The sequence below is a fragment of the Roseomonas alba genome (genome assembly GCF_019430885.1).
GTDB lineage: Bacteria > Pseudomonadota > Alphaproteobacteria > Acetobacterales > Acetobacteraceae > Neoroseomonas > Neoroseomonas alba.
Genome location: NZ_JAHYBZ010000001.1, coordinates 843,915 through 862,149 on the forward strand (window position 1 = coordinate 843,915; position 18,235 = coordinate 862,149).

The following is an 18,235-nucleotide window of genomic DNA, read 5'->3' on the forward strand; positions in this document are numbered from 1 at the left end:
GCAGGCCGGTGCCCTTCGGGCGCCGAACGGGATGGTGCGGCCTTTGCCCGGGGGAGCCTTCGGGGAGGAGAAACTGCCGCCGCGCCCGCTCGATGCCGGCATGGGACTCGCCGTTGCGCGCCGCACCGTGTTCCGCCCGGACGATGCCGAATGCTTCGGCCGCGTCGCCGACCGCGTTTCCGAAGGCAACATGTCGCTGCTGGGCCGGGCGCTCTCGCCGCGGGATCGCATCGAGCGCGACCGGCTGCGCAACGCGATCGCCACGGGCGCGCTGATCACCTCCGGCCGGCACCTCCAGCATGGCGATGCGCAGCAGGCCAGCCGCAACATGGAGGTCTTCACCAATTGCGCGACGGCCATCGCCTCCTTCACCAAGTTCTACCTGCTGCTGAACGGATCGGGCGTCGGCCGGGCCTATGACGACGCGCTGATGGCGGTGGATTGGGCGCGCGCGCCGCGCGTGCTGCTGCGCCTGTCGCGCGACCATGCCGATTTTCCGCACGACCGCGCGGCGCTGCACCGCTTCGGCACCGAATTCGGCCTGCTGCCCTGGGGCGCGGCCGAGGCCGACACCGACGAGGCCGCCATCCGCGCCTTCATCGACCGCGAATGGACGGATGCGGCCCCCGCCGACGCGATCCGCGTGATCATCGAGGACAGCCGCGAAGGTTGGGCCAAGGCGATCGAGACCATTGAGAGCCTCGCCTTCGCAGGGGCCGAGGACCGGACGCTGCTGCTCGATTTCTCGGCCATCCGCCCGCGTGGGGCGCCGATCGGCGGCATGCAGGGTCGGCCGGCCTCGGGCCCGCTGTCGCTGATGCGCGCGGTGATGGCGATCCGGCGTGATGTCATCGAACCCGCGCGCGACGGCCGCCTGCCGGATGCCTGGGAACAGGCGATGCTGGTCGATCACTTCCTGTCGGTGGAAGTGCAGGTCGGCGGCGCCCGTCGTGCCGCGCGCATGGCGACGAAGAACTGGCGCGACCCGGGCATCATCCGCTTCATCCGGGCGAAGTCCGAGGGCGGGCTGTGGACGGCGAACAACTCGGTGATGGTCGATGCCGCCTTCTGGCGCGGCGTGCAGGCTGCCCGCGCCGGGTCCGCGCGCGCCGAGGACCGCCGCGCGCTGGAGGTCTTCGAGGAAGTCACCCGTTGCGCCTTCGTCAATGGCGAGCCCGGCTTCATCAATGGCGACATGCTGGAGGACCACCGCACCGGCCGCGCGCGGGAAAAGCCCGTGCACCATGACGGTCGCGACGTCCGGTCGCAGCGCTACCAGGTGGACCAGGCCGCCGCACTTCTCGCGGATCTGTCGGCGCGCGCGGCCGAGGCGCATTTCCCCTGCACGACCAATCCCTGCGGCGAGATCGTGCTGCACGTGACCGGCGGCTATTGCGTCATCGCCGATTTCGCGCCGCTGCTGGCCTGCCCGGTCGATCCGGCGAGCGTGCTGCCCGGCATCATGCCCGATGCCATGGCGGCGGAATGGGATAACCGCGTCGAGGACGCCGTGCGCCTTGGCGTGCGTTTCCTGATGCGGGCGAATTCCATGGATGCGCTCTATGGCGAGGAGGTGCGGCGCACCAACCGCATGGGGATCGGCCCGACCGGTCTGCATGAATGGGCCTGGGCGCGGTTCGGCCTCGGCTTCGACGATCTGCTGGACGAGGACAGATCCGCACCGTTCTGGGAGGCGCTGGCCCGCTTCTCCGAGGCCGCGAAGGACGAGGCGGACGCCTATGCCGAGGAACTCGGCCGGGTGCGGCCCTTCACGGTGACGACGGTGAAGCCGGCGGGCACGACCTCGAAGCTGTTCGGCCTGACCGAGGGCGCGCACCTGCCGGCCCGCCGCCAGTATCTGCGCTGGGTGCAGTTCAAGGGCACCAAGGGCGAGTCCGGCAACTGGCTGTCGGATTCCGACCCGCTGCTCGCGGATTACGAGGCGCGCGGCTATCCGGTGCGGGCGCTGCGCTCCTTCCCCGGCATGTCGATCGTCGGCTTCCCGACCCTGCCGCTGATCCAGCGCCTGGGCGTCGGCGACCGGCTGAAGACCGCGCCGGAAGCGAGCCCGGAAGACCAGTATCGCTGGCTCGCCCTGATGGAACGCCACTGGATCGGGGCGGAGCGGGGGAACCAGATCTCTTACACGCTGAAGGTCTATACCGACCGGCACGATCTGGAGGCCTTCCGCGACATGCTGCTGACGCATCAGCCGCATGTGCGCTGCTGCGCGGTGCTGCCGTCGGCGCCGGACGCGGCCCTCGGCTACGAATACCTGCCCGAGGAGGAAGTCACCGAGGAAGAGTTCCAGGCGATCGTCGCCGCGATCCGCGATCCCGCGCTGCATGAGGCGCTGGACATGGCGCATCTGGCCTGCGCGAGCGGGGTCTGCCCGATATGACAGCGCGACTTGGAGGAGGGGGGCTTCGCTCCTCTTGCAAGTCTCGCGGGCGGTGTCCGTTGCCCGGTGCGGTGCCGCTGGGGAGGCCGAAGCCCTCTGGGGTGAACGAGCCCGCTTCAAACCTCACCCCGCCTGGGGCCCCATTGACGTTGCAGGGCAACGTCGATGGGCTCCCAGGCCACGGATGGTCTGGATCACCGGCACCTGGTTCATGGCAGGACGGCCGCACGAGGCCGAGCCCTGCGCTTCGGGCGCGAGAGCGAGTCCCGGCACGCATTCCGGCCGGGATGCCAGGCGCCAAATCGAGGGTTGCAAAGGCCCCTCGGCCTTTGCTGGGACAGGGATCGGGGAAGGGGCAAAGCCCCAGCGCGCTCCCGCCGTCAGGGCCTCATCTGCACCCATATGGGGCGGCCCCCAGCGACCTCATTCCGCCGCGATCACACCCGCCCGTCGCGTCATCCCGGCCGACCCGTCCGCCGGCAGGCACTGTCGCACCTGGGATTCCACCCGGATGCGCGTGACCAGCTTCGACAGCCCGCGGATATGCGTCGTCCAGGTCGCCAGTGACATGCGCATCTCGCGCTCGCCTTCCTCGGTGAGCTCGAACCGGTAGAGCTGCGGCTCCTCCAGCCGGAACGCCGCCGGGCCAGTCCAGTCGCCCGACGCGATCCAGGCCGGGAAGTCGTAGTGCAGCACCGCCTCGGTGGGCGCGAGGATCTCCTCCTCCGTCAGCCCCGTGGCGTGGATCAGGCGGATGAAGCTGTGGAAGTCGGCCCAGAAGCGGTCGAAATCCGGGATGGTCGCCGGCACGCCCTTCGCGTCCAGCAGCGCGCGCGATGCCTTCATGGCCGCGTCGCACACCGCGTCCCAGATGAAGAAGGAGGCGATGGCACGATACCGGTACATCAGGTTGTCGCCGATATCCCCACGGCCGAGCTTCTGGAAGTTCTCCTCCTGCGCATAGAAGTCGATGCAGGCGTCGCGCGTGGGAAACAGCTCACCCTTGGTCTCGCCGACGAAGGCGTCAAGGAAGCCTCGCACCGTCTCGTCGCCTTCCTCCAGCGCCGGCAGCATCGCCTTCCACCATTCGGCGTTGGTGATGCCGTGCGCGCGGCAGAACGCCACCACATGCGCGAACCACCCGTCGTTCCAGAACACGCTGGAGATTAGGTGGTATTTGCGGCAGGTGATGTAGTCCTCGAAGGGCAGGGTGTCGGTGGCGACGATGATCTCCTCGACATCGAACACCTTGCGGTCCTCGAAGACGCCGAAATTGCGCGGCAGCACGCGGAAGCGCGTATCGAACTTGAAGGTCTCGCGGCTCTCGAGCTTCTCCATCTCGGAGCCCTTGAGCATCATCGCCTGGAAGTTGTGCATCTGGTCGATGTTGGAATCGAGCAGGGTGGTCAGCCCGTGCAGATGCGTCTCCAGCGATTCGCCCGGCAAGCCGAGGATGAGGTCGGAGATCGACTTCAGCCCGCGCCCGCGCATATGGACTTCCAGCGCCTTGTAGGCGTCGAGCTTGATGGTGTCGCGCTTGATCTTGCGCAGCACATTCTCATCCAGCGACTGCACCGCCTGGTAGAGCACCAGCGCGCCGGAGACCTGCTCGACCGACTTGATGATGCGCTCGGGCCTGTTCTTGCCGGTGGTGGCATCGATGAAGGTCGGCCAGCCATAGTCGCGCTGCATCTGGCCGATATAGCCGGAGATGTCGATGTCGCGCTCGAACATGCCGTAGTTGGAATCGGCGATGCGCAGCGTGCCCATCTTGGGCGAGCGTTCCTTGATGCGCCGGGCGATGTAGTGGATTTCCTCCTTCATCCGCTCGACGTCGAAATTATGCACCTTCGTGTACCAGGACGTGCCCTGGGCGCAGAAGGTGCAGGTGAAGGGGCAGCCGCGGTTGGTCTCGATCATCGGCGCGAGGCGCCCGTCGAAGAACTCGTCCTGGATGCCGGTGAGCCAGGGGGAGGGGATCTCGTTCACCTCGCGGTGGCGCGGCTTGGTCGCGCTGCGCACGAGCTGGCCTTCCGGGTTGCGCCAGATGGTGCTCTCCATCCCGCGCTTGCCCCACACCTTGTGGTCGAGCCCGCAATCCTGGAACACCGAGACGAGCTGGGCGGCGGCGAAATCCGCCTCGCCGGTGATGTAGACGTCGATCTCGGGATACTGGTCGACATAGGCGATCTGCCGATCGGGCTCGATCGGGATGTTGGGCCCGCCCATCACCGTCAGCACGTTCGGATTGGCCTGCTTGGCCAGGCGGAAGAAGGCGCGCGACAGGGCCTCGTTCCACACATAGTTGGACAGCATCAGCACGTCGGGCGGGTCATCCCGCAGCGCTTGCATCAGCCGGTCCGGATAGACGAAGAGACGGCTGACCGTGTCTGCATTGTCCCGGTCCATCACCGCCTTCATGTAGGCGACGCCGAGTGGCATGCAGTCATTCGCCAATACACCACCGGTATTGTAGCGCAGGTCGCCGAGATACACGCGCGTAGCCATGCCAACATTCTCCTGCTGGCGCACATGGGCCCCGGGGGCCGGGACCACGGCGCGGTTTCCCTGGCGCAAACCGACAGGTCGCGGATCGCCGCCTGAGCCGCTACCGTTACGGAAACGGTAACAAGCTCCGTGATGCATCGCAACAAGTCGTAACGAATCATGATGGATCGTTCGCCCCGGCTTCCAGGGCGTGCCGGGCGATGCTGTTGCACTACCGCATCGGACGCTGTGACCGCGGGCACAGGTTGTCGGGTGGGCGCCGGTCTTGGCGGGTGCATCTCGTGGTGCGATACCGGCCAGCGCAGCGAGGAGATATCCACCCGATGACGAGCGCGACCGATGCGCCACCCACGACTTGGCACGGCATTTTCCGTCAGGCGCTGAAGGACAACGATGTCCGCCTGGTCACCTATGTTCCCGACAACGTTCTGCGTCCGCTGATCGACGGCTGCCACGCCGATCCCTACTTCACCACCTTCCCCTGCGCGCGTGAGGAAGAGGCCGTCGGCATCGTGACCGGCGCCTACATGGCCGGGACGCGCGGCATCGTCATGATGCAGACCTCGGGCTTCGCCACGCTGCCGAATGCGCTCGCCTCGCTGCCCGTCGCTTTCCAGGTGCCGGTGCTGATGGTCGTCTCCGAACGCGGCACGATGGGCGAGTTCAATCCGGGCCAGGCGATCGTCTGCCGCACCATGCGCCCGATCCTCGATTCCATGGGCATCGAGCACCATACGGTGACGCGGCTGGACGAGGCCGCCTTCATGATCGACCGGACCATCCGCCAGGCCTTCGCCACGCGCTGGCCTGCCTGCCTGATCATCTCCCCGCTGCTGAGCGGAGGCCGCAAGTGACCGACACCACTGACAACCTGCACGTCATGAACCGCGCCGCGCTGACCAAGCGCCTGGTCGCGGGGCTGAAGAACCGCGAGGCGGTGATCGGCGGCATCGGCAATTCCAACTGGGACCTCTGGGGTTCGGGCAAGGAGCGTGGCGAGAACTTCTACATGCTCGGCTCGATGGGCCTCACCGCGCCGATCGCCTTCGGCGTCGCCATCGCCCAGCCGAACCGCCATGTCTTCGCGCTGGAGGGTGACGGCTCGCTGCTGATGCAGCTTGGCTGCCTGTCGACCATCGCGGCGCAGAAGCCGAAGAACCTGACGATCGTGCTGTGGGACAACGGCATCTACCAGATCACCGGCGGGCAGGGGACTCCGGCGAAGACCGCGGGCACCGACCTCGTTGGCATCGCGCGTGCTTCCGGCATCACCAGCGCGGCCTGGGCTGCGGATGAGGCGGAGTTCGACGCGCTGGTCGCGAAGGCGCTGGCGACCGACGGGCCGCATGTGATCGGCGTGAAGATCGACAGCGAGCCGGGGCGGAACCAGACGGACCGCGATCCGATCCGCTTCCGCGAATCCTTCATGCGGGCGATGGCGCAGAGCGTCTGATACCAGCCAGCCTTTCGGCTGACTCGGCATCAGAGTCTTGTGGTCTTGCGCGTGGCCGCCCCACCAACCCCGCGCGCCATGCCGTTCGCCCTGCCGATGACGAGGTCATCAGCAAGGCTCGGCGGTATGAGGCGCGTTGGGAGGGGCTTTGCCCCTCCAAGCCACCCCACCAAAGGCCGCAGGGCCTTTGGAAACCGGTTGTTGAACTGGTGCGCCGCGGGGGCCGGGGCGTCTCCGGCATCCGCGGTTGCCGTGGCGGTCACCCCAGGCGCTGGATGTCCCCATCCACCGCCAGCGCCTGGCCGCTGATCGTCGCCCCGAAGGGTGAACACAGGAACAGCGCCATGTTGGTGATGTCGTGCTGCGTCACGTAGCAGCGCATCGACACATCCTTCAGCAGCTCCGCTTCCTTCTCCCGGAAGGGCACGCCCTGCGCCTGGGCTTTGGCCTCGATCACGCGCCGGATGCGGTCGCCGGCGACGAGGCCGGGCAGGATGGCGTTCACCCGGATGTGGTCGGGCCCAAGCTCGATCGACAGGGACTTGGTGAAGCCCACCACGCCCCATTTGGCGGCGGCATAGGGGCTGCGCAGCGGGAAGCCGAAACGCCCGGCGGCGGAGGAGAGATTCACGATCGACCCGCCGCCGGCCGCGCGCAGATGCGGCACGGCGCGCCGCGCGCAGTGGAACATGGCGGCGAGGTCGATGCGCAGCGTGGCCTCCAGCGCCTCGGGTGTCACATCCTCGACCCGCGCGGTGGGGCCGGCGATGCCGGCATTGTTCACCAGCACGTCGAGCCCGCCGAGATGGGCCGCCGCCGCCTCGACGAAGCCTTCGCATTCGGCGGTCTCGCCCATGTCAGCGCGCATCTTGGGGTGGGGGCAGTCGGCCAGGGCCTCGGCATCGATGTCGCTGACGAAGACGCGCGCGCCGCGGGCGGCGAAGCTGTCGGCCATGACGCGCCCGATCCCGCCGGCGCCCGCGCTGATCGCCACGCGCAACCCGGTCAGGTCGACCGTCAAGGGATGGCTGCTGCCCTGCATCGTGTTTCCTCCTGAACCCTGAACGTCTTCAGGCATCGTCCCGCCGCGCGCGGCCGCCGGCAAGGGTGCCGTTCCGTTCCGACCGCAGTCCGGCTAGTCTCACCTCATGAGCCCCTTCGAGATCGTCTCCTTTTCGACCATCGTGCTGATCGTCCTGCTGGTGGTCGCGATCCTGACCGCCACGCGCGGCATCCGCACCGTGCCCCAGGGCGAGGTCTGGACGGTCGAGCGGTTCGGCGCCTTCACCCGGATGCTGTCGCCGGGGCTGAACTTCATCATTCCCTTCGTCGACATGGTCGGGCGGCGCGTGAACGTGCAGGAGCAGGTCCTCGACATCCCCGAGCAGTCGGTCATCACGCGCGACAACGCCACGGTCGCGGTGGACGGCATCGTCTATTACCGCGTGATGGACCCGGCCAAGGCGGCCTATGCGGTGCAGGATCTCGGCGTGGCGCTGACCGCGCTGACCATGACCAACATCCGCGCCGTGATCGGCGAGATGGAACTCGACGCCACGCTGTCGGGGCGCGAACGCATCAATTCCTCGCTGCTCGCCATCCTGGATGGGGCGACCGACCCCTGGGGCGTGAAGATCGCCCGCGTCGAGATCCGCAAGATCGAGCCGCCCGAGAACCTGATCCGCGCCATGAACCTGCAGATGACGGCCGAGCGCGAACGCCGCGCCACCGTCGCCAAGGCCGAGGGCGAGCGCGAGGCCGAGATCAAGCGCGCCGAGGGCGAGAAGCAGGCCCTGATCCTGTCCGCCGAGGGCCGCCGCGAAGCCGCCTTCCGCGACGCCGAGGCGCGCGAGCGCCTGGCCCAGGCCGAGGCCACCGCCACTCGCATGGTGGCCGAGGTCGCGGCGGGAGCGGGCACCGACGCCCTGCGCTACTTCATCGCCGACAAATACGTGAAGGCGTTCGAGACGCTGGCGGGCAACACCGCGCAGAAGCTGGTGATCGTGCCGATGGAGAGCAGCGCGCTCGCCGGCGGCATCGCCCAGGCGATGGAATTGCTGCGGGGGTCGGATGCCGGCGGCGCGCCGCCGCGCCCCCCGCGGCCGACCGCCCCGCCCGCACTGCCGGAGGCGCCCTCGCCGTGGACCCCGCGCTGATCTGGATCCTCGCCGGGCTGGTGCTGCTCGGCGCCGAGATCCTGCTGCCGGGGGTCTTCCTGCTGTGGATCGGGCTCGCCGCGATCGGCACCGGCCTGGTGCTGCTGGTGACCGCGCCGCCCTTCATCGTGGTGGTCGCGGTCTTCATCGCACTGCTGGCCGCAGGCATCGCCGCGGCGCTGCGCTTGCGGCAGGCACATCCGACGCGGCCGCAGGTGAACACCCCGACATCGGGCCTGGTCGGGCGCGCCGGCGTGTTGATCGAGCCCGGCGCCACGGGCCCCCGGGTGCGCGTCGGTGATTCCGACTGGGCGGCGCGCCTGCCGCGGGATCTCGGCGGCAGCCCGATCGGCACGCGCGTCCGGGTCGAGGGCGTGGACGGCACCACCCTCGTCGTCCGACCGGAATAGCCCCTCCCATCGCCGGGACGGCCGCCGCCGTCCCGTTGCGATGGCGGAGAGGCCAGCGCCCCGCTTGGAATTCAGATAAGGGATGGCATTCGTGCGGAACCCGGGCTGTCGCCCTGGGATCCCGCCGGATGGTGAAACGCCGCGGTCAGACCTTCGTCGGACGCTGCCTGCTCAGGCCTTCTTGCCGCACGCCCGGCCGGGCTCATGCGGAGCGGCCTCGAACATCACATCGACCTGGTGCAGCACATCGACCAGGGACGCGAGGCCGGCGGTATCCGGCACGGGCTTCGGCGGCACCCCACCGTCTCGGCGAAGGTGCGCGATGAAGCCTTCCAGGTCGGTCAGGGCGTCAAGATCGAGCATGACGCGGTCTCCAGCTTCAGTGATCGCACTGGCGTCAATCTAACGGGAAGGTTCACGTGCCGCGCGTGAGTCCGTCGTGAATTCGGCCCAAAACTCGAGAGGATTCGGGAATCGTCGCATGAAATGAGATCAATCCAGAATTCAGGTCCAGCCCCCGAAGGAACGACCGTGCCGCGCGTCGGGTGTCCCCCCCTTGTCGCGGATCAAGGTCGCAGGCGATCCCGGGGCGTATAAGTCCGCTTCCCGTTCCGAGGAGCACGTCCATGCGCAGCACCACGACCACCATCGATGAGGGCCATGCCCGCCGCCTCTTCGTCGTCGCCAATGGCAGCCATGGCCGGGCCTATGCGAAGCGCCTCGGGGAGAGCGGCTACGACGCGCTGCTGGCCTGGGACGCGCCGGATGCCCGCCGCAAGGACGCGGACCAGGGCGAGGATCGCCCCGGTCGCGCCTTTGCCGCCGCCGGCGCCAGCGCCCGCAGCGCCATGGAACGCGACGGCAAGGATGACGGCCCCAAGGAACATGCCCGCCGCGACCTGGCCCATCACATCGCTGACGACATGACCGCGGCCCTGCGCGCCGGCAAGGCGGACAGCCTCGTACTCGTCGCCCCGGCCTCCTTTGCCGCGGCCATCCGCGACCACCTGCCGGGGGATCTGCGCCAGGCCTTGGTGGGCGAGGAGCATCACGACCTCACCGGTTTGGCGGCGGCCGACCTCTTCTCCCGGCTCGACGCCCTGCGTCACGGATCGTAACGGCCCTTGATCCGGGCGGCGGCATGGTCCACGTCCTATGAGCCATGGAAACGCACAATCGTCGCCCGCCCGTTATCGACATGACGCCGGAAGGCCAGTTCCGGGACCCGGTGCCGCCCCGTGCGGCCAGTGGCCTCGATAGGATTCTCGCGCGCCTCGGCGGCGTCGCGATGCTGGTCGCCTTCGGCGCGACGGCGCTCATGCTGGCTGGACTGGCCGTGCTCGCGATCGGCGTGCTGCTGCCGGTCGCCATCGTCGCCGGCGCGATCGGCGCCGGGTCGCTCTGGTGGCGAGCGCGCCGCGGCGGCGGGCAGCCGGTGCGATTCGTCATCATGCGGCGCTGATGGTCCCGGAGGGGCCGCGCCCCTCCCGAGGCCACGCATGGTCGGGTCTTCGCGTCGGCGCCTACGCTGCCAGCGCGTCGCCGCCGGCCTTCAGCCCGAACACTTCCGCCAGCAGCGTGTAGGATCGCCGTCGCGCCTCGGGGTCGTGGCAATGGGTGATCACCGCGAATTCCGCGATGCCCCCATGTGCCGCCGACAGGGCCTCCAGCCGCGCCTTCACCTGTTCCGGCGCGCCGACCATCGCCGAGTCGCGCATCTTCTCGACGCGCGCGCGTTCCAGGTCGGAATAGACGTACTCTTCCGCCTCCTCGATGCTCGGCAACGGCAGGTAGAGCCCACGGTCGCGCTTCAGGCGCCACAGTTCGCGCGACCGGAACAGGCGCCTGGCCTCGGCCTCGGTATCCGCGACCAGGCAATAGACGCCGAGCGCCGGATGTGGCGCCGCCAGCCGCCCGGGCATGTCCGGCTTGGGTTGGAAGCTCTCGCGATAGACTGCGATCGCCTGTTCGGACCCGCCGCCGTCGCTGAAGAAATGCGCGAAGCAATAGGGCAGGCCGAAATACCCCGCGACCTGCGCGCCGTAATCCGACGACCCCAGGATCCACATCTCCGGCCGCGTCGCGACGTTGGGCTGGGCGACGATGGACCGGAAGGGATGGTTCTCCGGCAGCCCCTCGCCGAGCCAGCCCAGCACCTCCATCACCTGCGCCGGGAAGCGGTCCGCGGCCTGGTTGGCGTTGGGGTTCAGCGCGAAGGCGGTGCGCCCGTCGGACCCCGGTGCACGTCCGACGCCGAGATCGACCCGCCCCGGCGCGATGGCTTCCAGAACGCGGAACTGCTCGGCAACCTTCAGCGAGGAGTAATGCGGCAGCATCACCCCGGCCGAGCCGATGCGGATGCGGCTCGTCACCGCGCCGATGGCCGCCAGCAGCACCTCCGGCGCCGACCCGGCATGCGAGGCCGAGTTGTGATGTTCCGCGCACCAGTAGCGGCGGAAGCCGAGCGCCTCGCAATGCCGGGCGAGGGCGATGGTTTCGCGGATCGCCTCGCCCGGCGTGCGGCCTGAGGCAATGGAGGATTGATCGAGGGCGGACAGCGTGAAGCCGGTCATGGCGGGCAGCCTAGAGCGTGATCGCCGGAGGGGAAATCACCGGAGGCGCGCACCGCGCGCGGTCCTGCCCCGGCGCCGCCACGCCATGCCATGTGACATGGCCCTCGCGCCGCAGCGTGGGATCGGGTGAGAATGGTCGCACGCAGAGGGCAGGATGAATGGACGAGGCGGAGTTCATGCGGCGCGCCACCGCGGCGTCCTGCCGGGGAGGGAGTCGGGGCGATGCGACTGCCACCGTATGGCCGCCGCGGCGCTGCCTGCTGGCCGGGGACGCGATCGTAGGCATCCGCCACTGGCAGGCCCAGCCCGCAAAGGTGCCGCATTGAACGCCCCGCCGCCCGGCGCCGTGGTGCTGTCCATCACCGGCATCCAGGGGCCCGCCGATGCTGCGGCGGTGCAGGCGGCGCTGTTGCGCTGCGATCCCGCGGCACGGCTCTGGACCGATTGGCCGCAGGGGCTGGTCGCGATGGAGACGGCGGCCCCGGCGGCCATGCTGCGCGCGGCCGTGCAGACAGCGGGCTACGGGGTGTTCCAGCGTTCCGGCCCCGGGGCGCCGCGCGGCAGCGTCGGTGGGATCTTCGGGCGGATGCTGCTTTACGCGGTGCTCGGCGCGGTGCTGGGGCTGGCGGCCGGTGTCGTGCTGGGGCTGGCCAACAGCATGCTGAACCCGGACTGCACGCGGCCCGGCAGCAGCGGCGGCTGCGCCATCGGCGTCGGGCTGTTCGGCATGCTGTTCGGCGCGCTGGGCGTTCCGGCGGGCGCGGTCGCCGGGCTGATCCACGGGATTGCCCGGCGCACTGGCTGACCGGTCAGGACGCCACCCGCCCGAACACCGCCGTCAGCAGTGCGAACAGCACCCCGCCGGCAAGGAACCCCACCAGCGTCCCGTTCATGCGCACATATTGCAGGTCGCGCCCGACCCGCAGCTCGATCTTGTCGGCCGCGGCCTTGGCGTCCCAGTTCCCCACCACGCCGGCGATGAAATCCGAAAGCTGCGCCTGGGCCGAGGGCATCAGCGTCGCCAGCACGCGCTCCACCGCCTGGTTCAGCCGGTCGCGTGCCGCCGGATCCTCGGCCAGCAGCGTGCCGGCATTGGCGAAGATGCCGGTCAGCAACGCCACGGTCCGCCCGTCCGGCCGCGCCGCATCGGCGATCAGCGCGGTGCGCAGCCGCGCCCAGACATCCATCAGCCAGGCCGCGACCGAGGGCTGGGCCAATGCTTCCCGCAGCACGCGACCGATCGCCTCGGCGCGCTCGGGGTCGGTCTCCAGCTTCTCGATCTCATGGCTAAGCCAGACGGCGAAGGCGGCGCGCAGGTCGGAATCCTCGGGCTCGACCTTCTCCAGCTCGGCATTCACCGCGGCGAGGACCCGGTTCGCCACGCGCGCCCCGGCCAGCCAGCCGATCACGGCGCCGCCCTCGGCGCGGATGCGCGCGGCGATGGCCTCCCGCAGCGCCTCCTCCCGCGCCGTCAGCAGCACCTTCAACTGGCCGATCGCCAGGCTGAACACCTCCTGGTGCCGGCCGGAGGCGACGAAGGCCCGCAGCACGCGCGCCACCAGCCGCGCCCCGGCGGGGCCGGACACGATGCGCGGCAGCAGCCGCACCAGCAGCCGCTTCGCGCGCCCATCCTCGAGGCTCGCCACCAGCTTCGGCATGCTGCGCGCCAGCGCCGCCGCGGCCGGGCGCGAGGCTTCGGGATCCGCCAGGAAGCGCTGGATGATGCGCGCGAGGTCGAGCCGCGCGATCACCCGCCGCATCTCGGCCTCGGTGAACACATGGGACGACACGAAGCGCCCCAGCGCCCGCCCGAGCCGTTCCTTTTGGTTCGGCACGATCGCGGTGTGCGGGATGGGAATGCCGAGCGGATGCCGGAACAGCGCCGTCACTGCGAACCAGTCGGCGAGCCCGCCCACCACACCGGCCTTGGCCGCGGCCTGGAGCATGTCCGTCCAGTAGCCCGGCGGCATCGCATAGGTGCCGACCAGCAGGGCACCCATGCCCACCAGCAGCGAGGTTGCGAGCAGCCGATGCCGCGTCAGCGCGCGGCGGAGATCGGCATCGGGATCGGGGATCGGGAAGCTGCCTTGCATCACACGCGGAGATAGGGCCCCGCGCCGCCCTTGCCCAGCGAAGACCGTATGTTACATCATAACGCCATGTTCGCCGGCCTGACCGATCCGCTCTCGCTGTCCGCCTCGGCGCTGTCGCGCCTGGTGCTGGCGGCTGGCGTGGCGGCACTGCTCTGGGCCGGCGTGGTCTGGGCCATGGCGGCATGACCGGTCATCGCCACCCCGCGGGCATCCGCCTGACCGACCTCACGCTGACCCATGGACGGCGCGCGGCGGTGCATCACGTCTCCGGCCGCTTCGCCCCCGGCAGCCTGACCGCCGTGGTCGGCCCGAACGGCGCGGGCAAGACGACGCTGCTGCGCGCGCTCGCCGGCCTGCACAAGCCCGAGAGCGGCACCATCGCGCATGAGGGCAGCGCCCGCATCGCGCTGCTGCCGCAGCTCGCCGCGCTGGACCGCGCCTTTCCCATCGCCTGTCGCGACGTGGTGATGCAGGGACTCTGGCCGCGCCTCGGCGCCTTCCGCGCTGCGTCGCGCGAGGATCGCGCGCTGGCCGAGAAGGCGCTCGCCGCCGTCGGACTGTCCGGTTTCGAGGATCGGCCTGTCGGGTCGCTCTCCGCCGGCCAGACTCAGCGGCTGCTGTTCGCCCGGCTGCTGGTGCAGGACGCCGATATCCTGCTGCTCGACGAACCCTTCAACGCGGTGGATGCGAAAACCTCCGCCGACCTGCTGCGCCTCGTGCGCGACTGGCACGGGGAAGGGCGCACCGTCATCGCCGTGCTGCACGACCTCGACCTGGTGCAGAGGGAATTTCCCCAGACACTGATGCTGGCCCGCGACGCCATCGCCTGGGGTGCGACGGATGAAGCCCTGACGGCCGCGAACCGGCTGAAGGCACGGATGATGGCGGAAGCCTGGGACGACGCTGCCGAGACCTGCGAGCGCGCGGCGTGACGACCAGGGAGGGGTTTTGCCCCTCCCCGGACCGCGAAGCAGCGCGTCGCGCCCGACCAAAGGCCACAAGGCCTTTGGAAACCCAATCTGGCGCCGGGCGCCGATGACACCCTTCATGCCCCAACCCGCCCTTGTGCACGCAGCGCGCCCGTCCCGTCCGTCACCAGGCGACGGTTTCCAAAGGCCCTGTGGCCGATGGGTCCCCATTCACGTTGCGTGCAGCGTGAATGGGTTGCGGTGGCGGGATGAGGTCTGGAGAGAGGCGGAGCCCCTTTCCATTCGCCCGTTGCGGCCCGAGGACGGCACACACCTGCACGAGCCATGCACGACCTCCTGATCGCCCCCTTCACCGAGTTCGGCTTCCTTCGCCGCGCCCTGATCGGCTGCCTGGCGCTGTCGGTCTCGGCACCCGTCCTCGGCGTCTTCCTCGTCCTGCGCCGGATGAGCCTCACGGCCGATGTGCTGGCGCATGGCGCGCTGCCCGGCGTCGCGCTGGCCTTCCTGCTGGCCGGCTTCTCGGCGCCGCTGCTCTGGGCCGGCGGGCTGGTTGCGGGGCTGCTGGTCGCGGTCGGCGCCGGGGCGCTGTCCCGCGCGACCGGTGGGCGGGAGGACGCGACGCTCGCCGCGCTCTACCTCCTCGCGCTCGGCCTTGGCGTCGCACTGATCTCCATGGGCGGCGGGGGTGGCGCCGACGTCACGCACATCCTGTTCGGCAGTGTGTTGGGCGTGGACGATCCGGCGCTGCTGCTGATGGCGGGCGTCGCGACGGTCACGCTTGCCGTGCTGGCCTTTGCCTGGCGGCCGCTGGTGCTGGAGTGTTTCGACCCCGCCTTCGCGGCGGCGACCGGTGCGCATGGCGGCGCCTGGCACATGGTCTTCCAGGCGCTGGTGGTGGTGAACGTGCTGTCGGCCTTCCAGGCACTCGGCACGCTGATGGCAGTCGGGCTGATGATGCTGCCGGCCATCGCCGCGCGACACTGGGCGCGGCAGGTGTCGGGTATGGCCTATGCGGCGGTGGGGATGGCGGTGATCGCCTCGGTCGCGGGGCTGCTGTTGTCCTATCACGCGGATGTGCCGACCGGGCCGGCCATCGTGCTGATCGCGGGTGGGATCTGGGCGGTGTCGGTGCTGGCGGGGCCGGTGGATGGGCTGCTGGCGCGACTGTTCCGCCGGCGGCATCTGGCGGGGTAGGCCCCTCCCGTTCCATCCTGGCGCCAAGCAATCGCCCCAGGAGGACGTCCCGACATGGGATCCAGACTATTTTCCCCGCTGACGCTGCGCGGCCTGACCATCCCCAACCGCGCCGTCGTCCCGCCGCTCTGCCAGTATTCCGCGGTCGAAGGCATGGCCAATGACTGGCACATGGTCCAGCTCGGCCGTTTCGCGGTGGGCGGTTTCGGGCTCGTCTTCTCCGAGGTCGTCTCCGTCCTGCGCGACGGCCGCATCACCCATGGCGATGTCGGCCTCTGGTCCGACGACCACATCGCGCCGCTGAAGCGCATCACCGACTTCATCAAATCGCAGGGCGCGGTGCCGGCGATCCAGCTCGGCCATGCCGGGCGCAAGGCGTCGATGCAGCGCCCCTGGGAGGGCAACGGCGCCCTCGGCCCCGACCAGTTCGCCAAGGGCGAGACCACCTGGGACATCGTCTCCGCCTCCGCGACGCCGCTCGGGGAGGGCCACCTGATCCCCGCCGCGCTGGACGCCGCCGGCATGGCGCGCATCGTCGACGCCTTCGCCACCGGCGCGAAGCGCGCCCACGCCGCGGGCTTCGAGGCGGTGGAGGTCCATTGCGCCCATGGCTACCTCTTGCACCAGTTCCTCTCGCCGATGTCGAACACCCGCAACGACGCCTATGGCGGCGACACCGCCGGCCGGATGCGCTTCCCGCTCGAGATCATCGCCGCCGTCCGCGCCGCCTGGCCCGAAGATCGGCCAGTCTTCGTGCGCATCTCGGCCGTGGACGGCGTCGATGGCGGCTGGTCGATGGAGGACAGCCTGGCCTTTGCCCGTGCCATGAAGCCGCTCGGCGTCGATGTGGTGGATTGCTCCTCGGGTGGCATCGGCGGGTCGGCGACCGGGTCGAAGCGCGTCCCGCGCGGCTTCGGCTTCCAGGTGCCCTATGCGGCCGAGATCAAGCGCGACACCGGTCTCGCCACCATGGCGGTCGGCCTCATCATCGGCCCGCACCAGGCCGAGGCGGTGCTCGAAGCCGGCGAGGCCGACCTCATCGCCATCGGCCGCGAGGCGATGAACAACCCCAACTGGGCGCTGATGGCCCGCGCCATCCTCGAACCCGGCAGCACCGAGGCGGTCTTCGCCCCCTGGCCGCCGCAGCATGGCTGGTGGATGGAAAAGCGCGCCGCGGTGCTGGAGGCCCTGGGCGCCCCGCCGCGCTGAGAACGCCCTGCCATGGACGGTCCGCCCGCCGGGCCCGGCACCGGGTTCCGGCGGTCCAGGTGGTCTACCACCTGGCGGGGTGGTTTGGAGGGGCGGCGCCCCTCCAAATCCTCCATCACACGGCATCCGCCTCGAAGCGCGCCGGCGCATGGGCGCTGGCGAGGCACGGCGCGATGAACAATGTCCGCCGCCACGCCCCAGCGAGGGTCCGCCGCGCCACGATCCCCCAGAAGCCGGCGAGGCACACCACGAACACGCCCCCGGCGCCGAGGAAGAGCCCGAGCCCCGTCTGCCGCCCCAGGGCCAAGGTCGCGAGCGCATAGACGCCGAGCGGGAAGGTGAACCCCCACCAGCCGAGATTGAACGGCAGCCCCTCCTGCAGGTAGCGCAGCGTCTTCAGCACCGCGAGGGCCAGCCACCAGGCGCCATACCCCCACAGCACGATGCCGCCGACGATGCCGATGCCACGCGCGACTTCGCCCACCCCGGCGAGGCCATTCGCCGCGAAGATCGCCGGCGCATCGGCACCCAGCAGCAGCAGGCCCAGCGCGCCCGTCCCGATCGGCCCGAGCGCCAGCCAGGCAGACACGCCCATCTCCTTCGGCGGCAGCTTGTGCAGGGCGAGGCGCAGCACGAGCAGCACCAGGATGCTCAGCGCCAGCGGCACCGAGCAGGCCCACAGCACATAGCCCAGCACCAGCACGAGAAACCCCTCGCTTGCTGACAGATGCGGCGCGAGCAGCCCTGCGCTCGCCGCCGCGACCTCGCAGGCGACGACCGGCAGCAGCCAGACGGCGGTCATGGTCTCGATGCTGTGCTCCTGCCTTGTGAACATGAAATACGGGATCGCGAGGCCGCACAGCACCGCCAGCCCCGCATCCACCCACCACAGCCCATGCGCCACCGCGACCGCCGCGCCATTGCCCATCAGCGCCGGCCCGAAGGCGAGGAACCCGTTCACGATCGTCGCCAGCCCCATCGGGATGGCGCCGAAAAACATCGACATGACCGGGTGGCGGAAGATCAGCCGCGCCTCGGCCGGGAAGATCGCCCAGCGCGCCGCATAGGCCAGGGTGAACAGCAGGAAGATCGCGATGTTCGCGACCCAGAGTCCCTGCGCGATGTCATGCAGCCCCGGCAGCGCCAGCGGGAACTGGTTCAGCGCCAGCGCCAGCACGCCGGTCCCCATGGTCACGGTGAACCAGTTGGGGGTGAAGTGGCGCACCACCTCGATCAGCGGCTTGGTATCGATCACGGCGTCAGTCACGCCGTCGTCGGATCTTTGGGCTGCGGCGCTCATGGCGTCCTT

18 protein-coding genes are annotated in these 18,235 nt (G+C 69.9%); 12 read left to right on the forward strand and 6 right to left on the reverse strand.

Going from position 1 to position 18,235, the window contains the following annotated elements; genetic code table 11:
* The first annotated feature begins 34 nt into the window (after window positions 1–34).
* Window positions 35–2,401: a recombinase gene (locus KPL78_RS03860; protein WP_369412629.1), complete on the forward strand. Its 2,367-nt coding sequence runs from the start codon at window positions 35–37 to the stop codon at window positions 2,399–2,401.
* 423 nt (window positions 2,402–2,824) lie between these two features.
* Here the strand turns inward: KPL78_RS03860 and KPL78_RS03865 are convergent, their stop codons facing one another.
* Window positions 2,825–4,909, reverse strand: a complete 2,085-nt coding sequence (locus KPL78_RS03865) for a B12-binding domain-containing radical SAM protein (RefSeq protein WP_219761558.1) — start codon at window positions 4,907–4,909, stop codon at window positions 2,825–2,827.
* Between the two features lie 323 nt (window positions 4,910–5,232).
* Here KPL78_RS03865 and KPL78_RS03870 point away from each other — a divergent pair, with 323 nt between their 5' ends.
* Together KPL78_RS03870 and KPL78_RS03875 are read left to right on the forward strand one after the other, a co-directional pair.
* Window positions 5,233–5,763: a thiamine pyrophosphate-binding protein gene (locus KPL78_RS03870; protein ID WP_219761559.1), complete on the forward strand. Its 531-nt coding sequence runs from the start codon at window positions 5,233–5,235 to the stop codon at window positions 5,761–5,763.
* A complete protein-coding gene (locus KPL78_RS03875; RefSeq protein WP_369412614.1) occupies window positions 5,760–6,362 on the forward strand; it encodes a thiamine pyrophosphate-dependent enzyme in 603 nt (200 codons plus the stop codon). Before KPL78_RS03870 ends, KPL78_RS03875 begins: the two co-directional genes overlap by 4 nt.
* 259 nt (window positions 6,363–6,621) lie before the next feature.
* Here KPL78_RS03875 and KPL78_RS03880 read toward each other — a convergent pair whose 3' ends face one another.
* Complete coding sequence (locus KPL78_RS03880; RefSeq protein WP_255568548.1) at window positions 6,622–7,404, reverse strand: SDR family oxidoreductase; 783 nt, start codon at window positions 7,402–7,404, stop codon at window positions 6,622–6,624.
* Between the two features lie 106 nt (window positions 7,405–7,510).
* On the opposite strand from KPL78_RS03880, the gene KPL78_RS03885 reads away from it, so the two are divergent.
* A complete protein-coding gene (locus KPL78_RS03885) occupies window positions 7,511–8,518 on the forward strand; it encodes an SPFH domain-containing protein (protein WP_219761560.1) in 1,008 nt (335 codons plus the stop codon).
* Complete coding sequence (locus KPL78_RS03890) at window positions 8,503–8,928, forward strand: NfeD family protein (RefSeq protein ID WP_219761561.1); 426 nt, start codon at window positions 8,503–8,505, stop codon at window positions 8,926–8,928. Before KPL78_RS03885 ends, KPL78_RS03890 begins: the two co-directional genes overlap by 16 nt.
* 171 nt (window positions 8,929–9,099) lie before the next feature.
* On the opposite strand, the gene KPL78_RS03895 is transcribed toward KPL78_RS03890, so the two are convergent.
* On the reverse strand, window positions 9,100–9,291 hold the full coding sequence (locus tag KPL78_RS03895) for a hypothetical protein (protein WP_219761562.1): 192 nt from the start codon (window positions 9,289–9,291) through the stop codon (window positions 9,100–9,102).
* Between the two features lie 263 nt (window positions 9,292–9,554).
* Here KPL78_RS03895 and KPL78_RS03900 point away from each other — a divergent pair, with 263 nt between their 5' ends.
* Together KPL78_RS03900 and KPL78_RS03905 are read left to right on the forward strand one after the other, a co-directional pair.
* The gene (locus KPL78_RS03900; RefSeq protein WP_219761563.1) at window positions 9,555–10,046 is read left to right on the forward strand and encodes a host attachment protein; all 492 of its coding nucleotides are present in this window, start codon (window positions 9,555–9,557) and stop codon (window positions 10,044–10,046) included.
* Between the two features lie 44 nt (window positions 10,047–10,090).
* Window positions 10,091–10,390 (forward strand): hypothetical protein, encoded by a 300-nt coding sequence (locus KPL78_RS03905; protein ID WP_219761564.1) that lies wholly within the window; start codon window positions 10,091–10,093, stop codon window positions 10,388–10,390.
* A gap of 61 nt (window positions 10,391–10,451) precedes the next feature.
* Here the strand turns inward: KPL78_RS03905 and KPL78_RS03910 are convergent, their stop codons facing one another.
* Window positions 10,452–11,501: an LLM class flavin-dependent oxidoreductase gene (locus KPL78_RS03910; RefSeq protein ID WP_219761565.1), complete on the reverse strand. Its 1,050-nt coding sequence runs from the start codon at window positions 11,499–11,501 to the stop codon at window positions 10,452–10,454.
* A gap of 322 nt (window positions 11,502–11,823) precedes the next feature.
* Here KPL78_RS03910 and KPL78_RS03915 point away from each other — a divergent pair, with 322 nt between their 5' ends.
* On the forward strand, window positions 11,824–12,306 hold the full coding sequence (locus KPL78_RS03915) for a hypothetical protein (protein WP_219761566.1): 483 nt from the start codon (window positions 11,824–11,826) through the stop codon (window positions 12,304–12,306).
* Between the two features lie 4 nt (window positions 12,307–12,310).
* Here KPL78_RS03915 and KPL78_RS03920 read toward each other — a convergent pair whose 3' ends face one another.
* Complete coding sequence (locus KPL78_RS03920; RefSeq protein ID WP_219761567.1) at window positions 12,311–13,594, reverse strand: DUF445 domain-containing protein; 1,284 nt, start codon at window positions 13,592–13,594, stop codon at window positions 12,311–12,313.
* 48 nt (window positions 13,595–13,642) lie between these two features.
* On the opposite strand from KPL78_RS03920, the gene KPL78_RS03925 reads away from it, so the two are divergent.
* The 4 genes from KPL78_RS03925 to KPL78_RS03940 all read left to right on the forward strand — a co-directional run bounded on the left by KPL78_RS03925 (window position 13,643) and on the right by KPL78_RS03940 (window position 16,926).
* Window positions 13,643–13,780 (forward strand): hypothetical protein, encoded by a 138-nt coding sequence (locus tag KPL78_RS03925; RefSeq protein ID WP_219761568.1) that lies wholly within the window; start codon window positions 13,643–13,645, stop codon window positions 13,778–13,780.
* On the forward strand, window positions 13,777–14,526 hold the full coding sequence (gene aztA / locus KPL78_RS03930) for a zinc ABC transporter ATP-binding protein AztA (protein WP_219761569.1): 750 nt from the start codon (window positions 13,777–13,779) through the stop codon (window positions 14,524–14,526). Before KPL78_RS03925 ends, aztA begins: the two co-directional genes overlap by 4 nt.
* A 321-nt stretch (window positions 14,527–14,847) precedes the next feature.
* Window positions 14,848–15,717 carry a metal ABC transporter permease gene (locus KPL78_RS03935; RefSeq protein ID WP_219761570.1) on the forward strand — a complete coding sequence of 290 codons (870 nt, stop codon included), beginning with the start codon at window positions 14,848–14,850 and terminating at the stop codon, window positions 15,715–15,717.
* Window positions 15,718–15,771: 54 nt separating this feature from the next.
* Window positions 15,772–16,926 carry an NADH:flavin oxidoreductase/NADH oxidase gene (locus KPL78_RS03940; protein ID WP_219761571.1) on the forward strand — a complete coding sequence of 385 codons (1,155 nt, stop codon included), beginning with the start codon at window positions 15,772–15,774 and terminating at the stop codon, window positions 16,924–16,926.
* 115 nt (window positions 16,927–17,041) lie between these two features.
* Here KPL78_RS03940 and KPL78_RS03945 read toward each other — a convergent pair whose 3' ends face one another.
* Complete coding sequence (locus KPL78_RS03945) at window positions 17,042–18,226, reverse strand: TDT family transporter (RefSeq protein WP_219761572.1); 1,185 nt, start codon at window positions 18,224–18,226, stop codon at window positions 17,042–17,044.
* Between the last annotated feature and the right edge of the window lie 9 nt (window positions 18,227–18,235).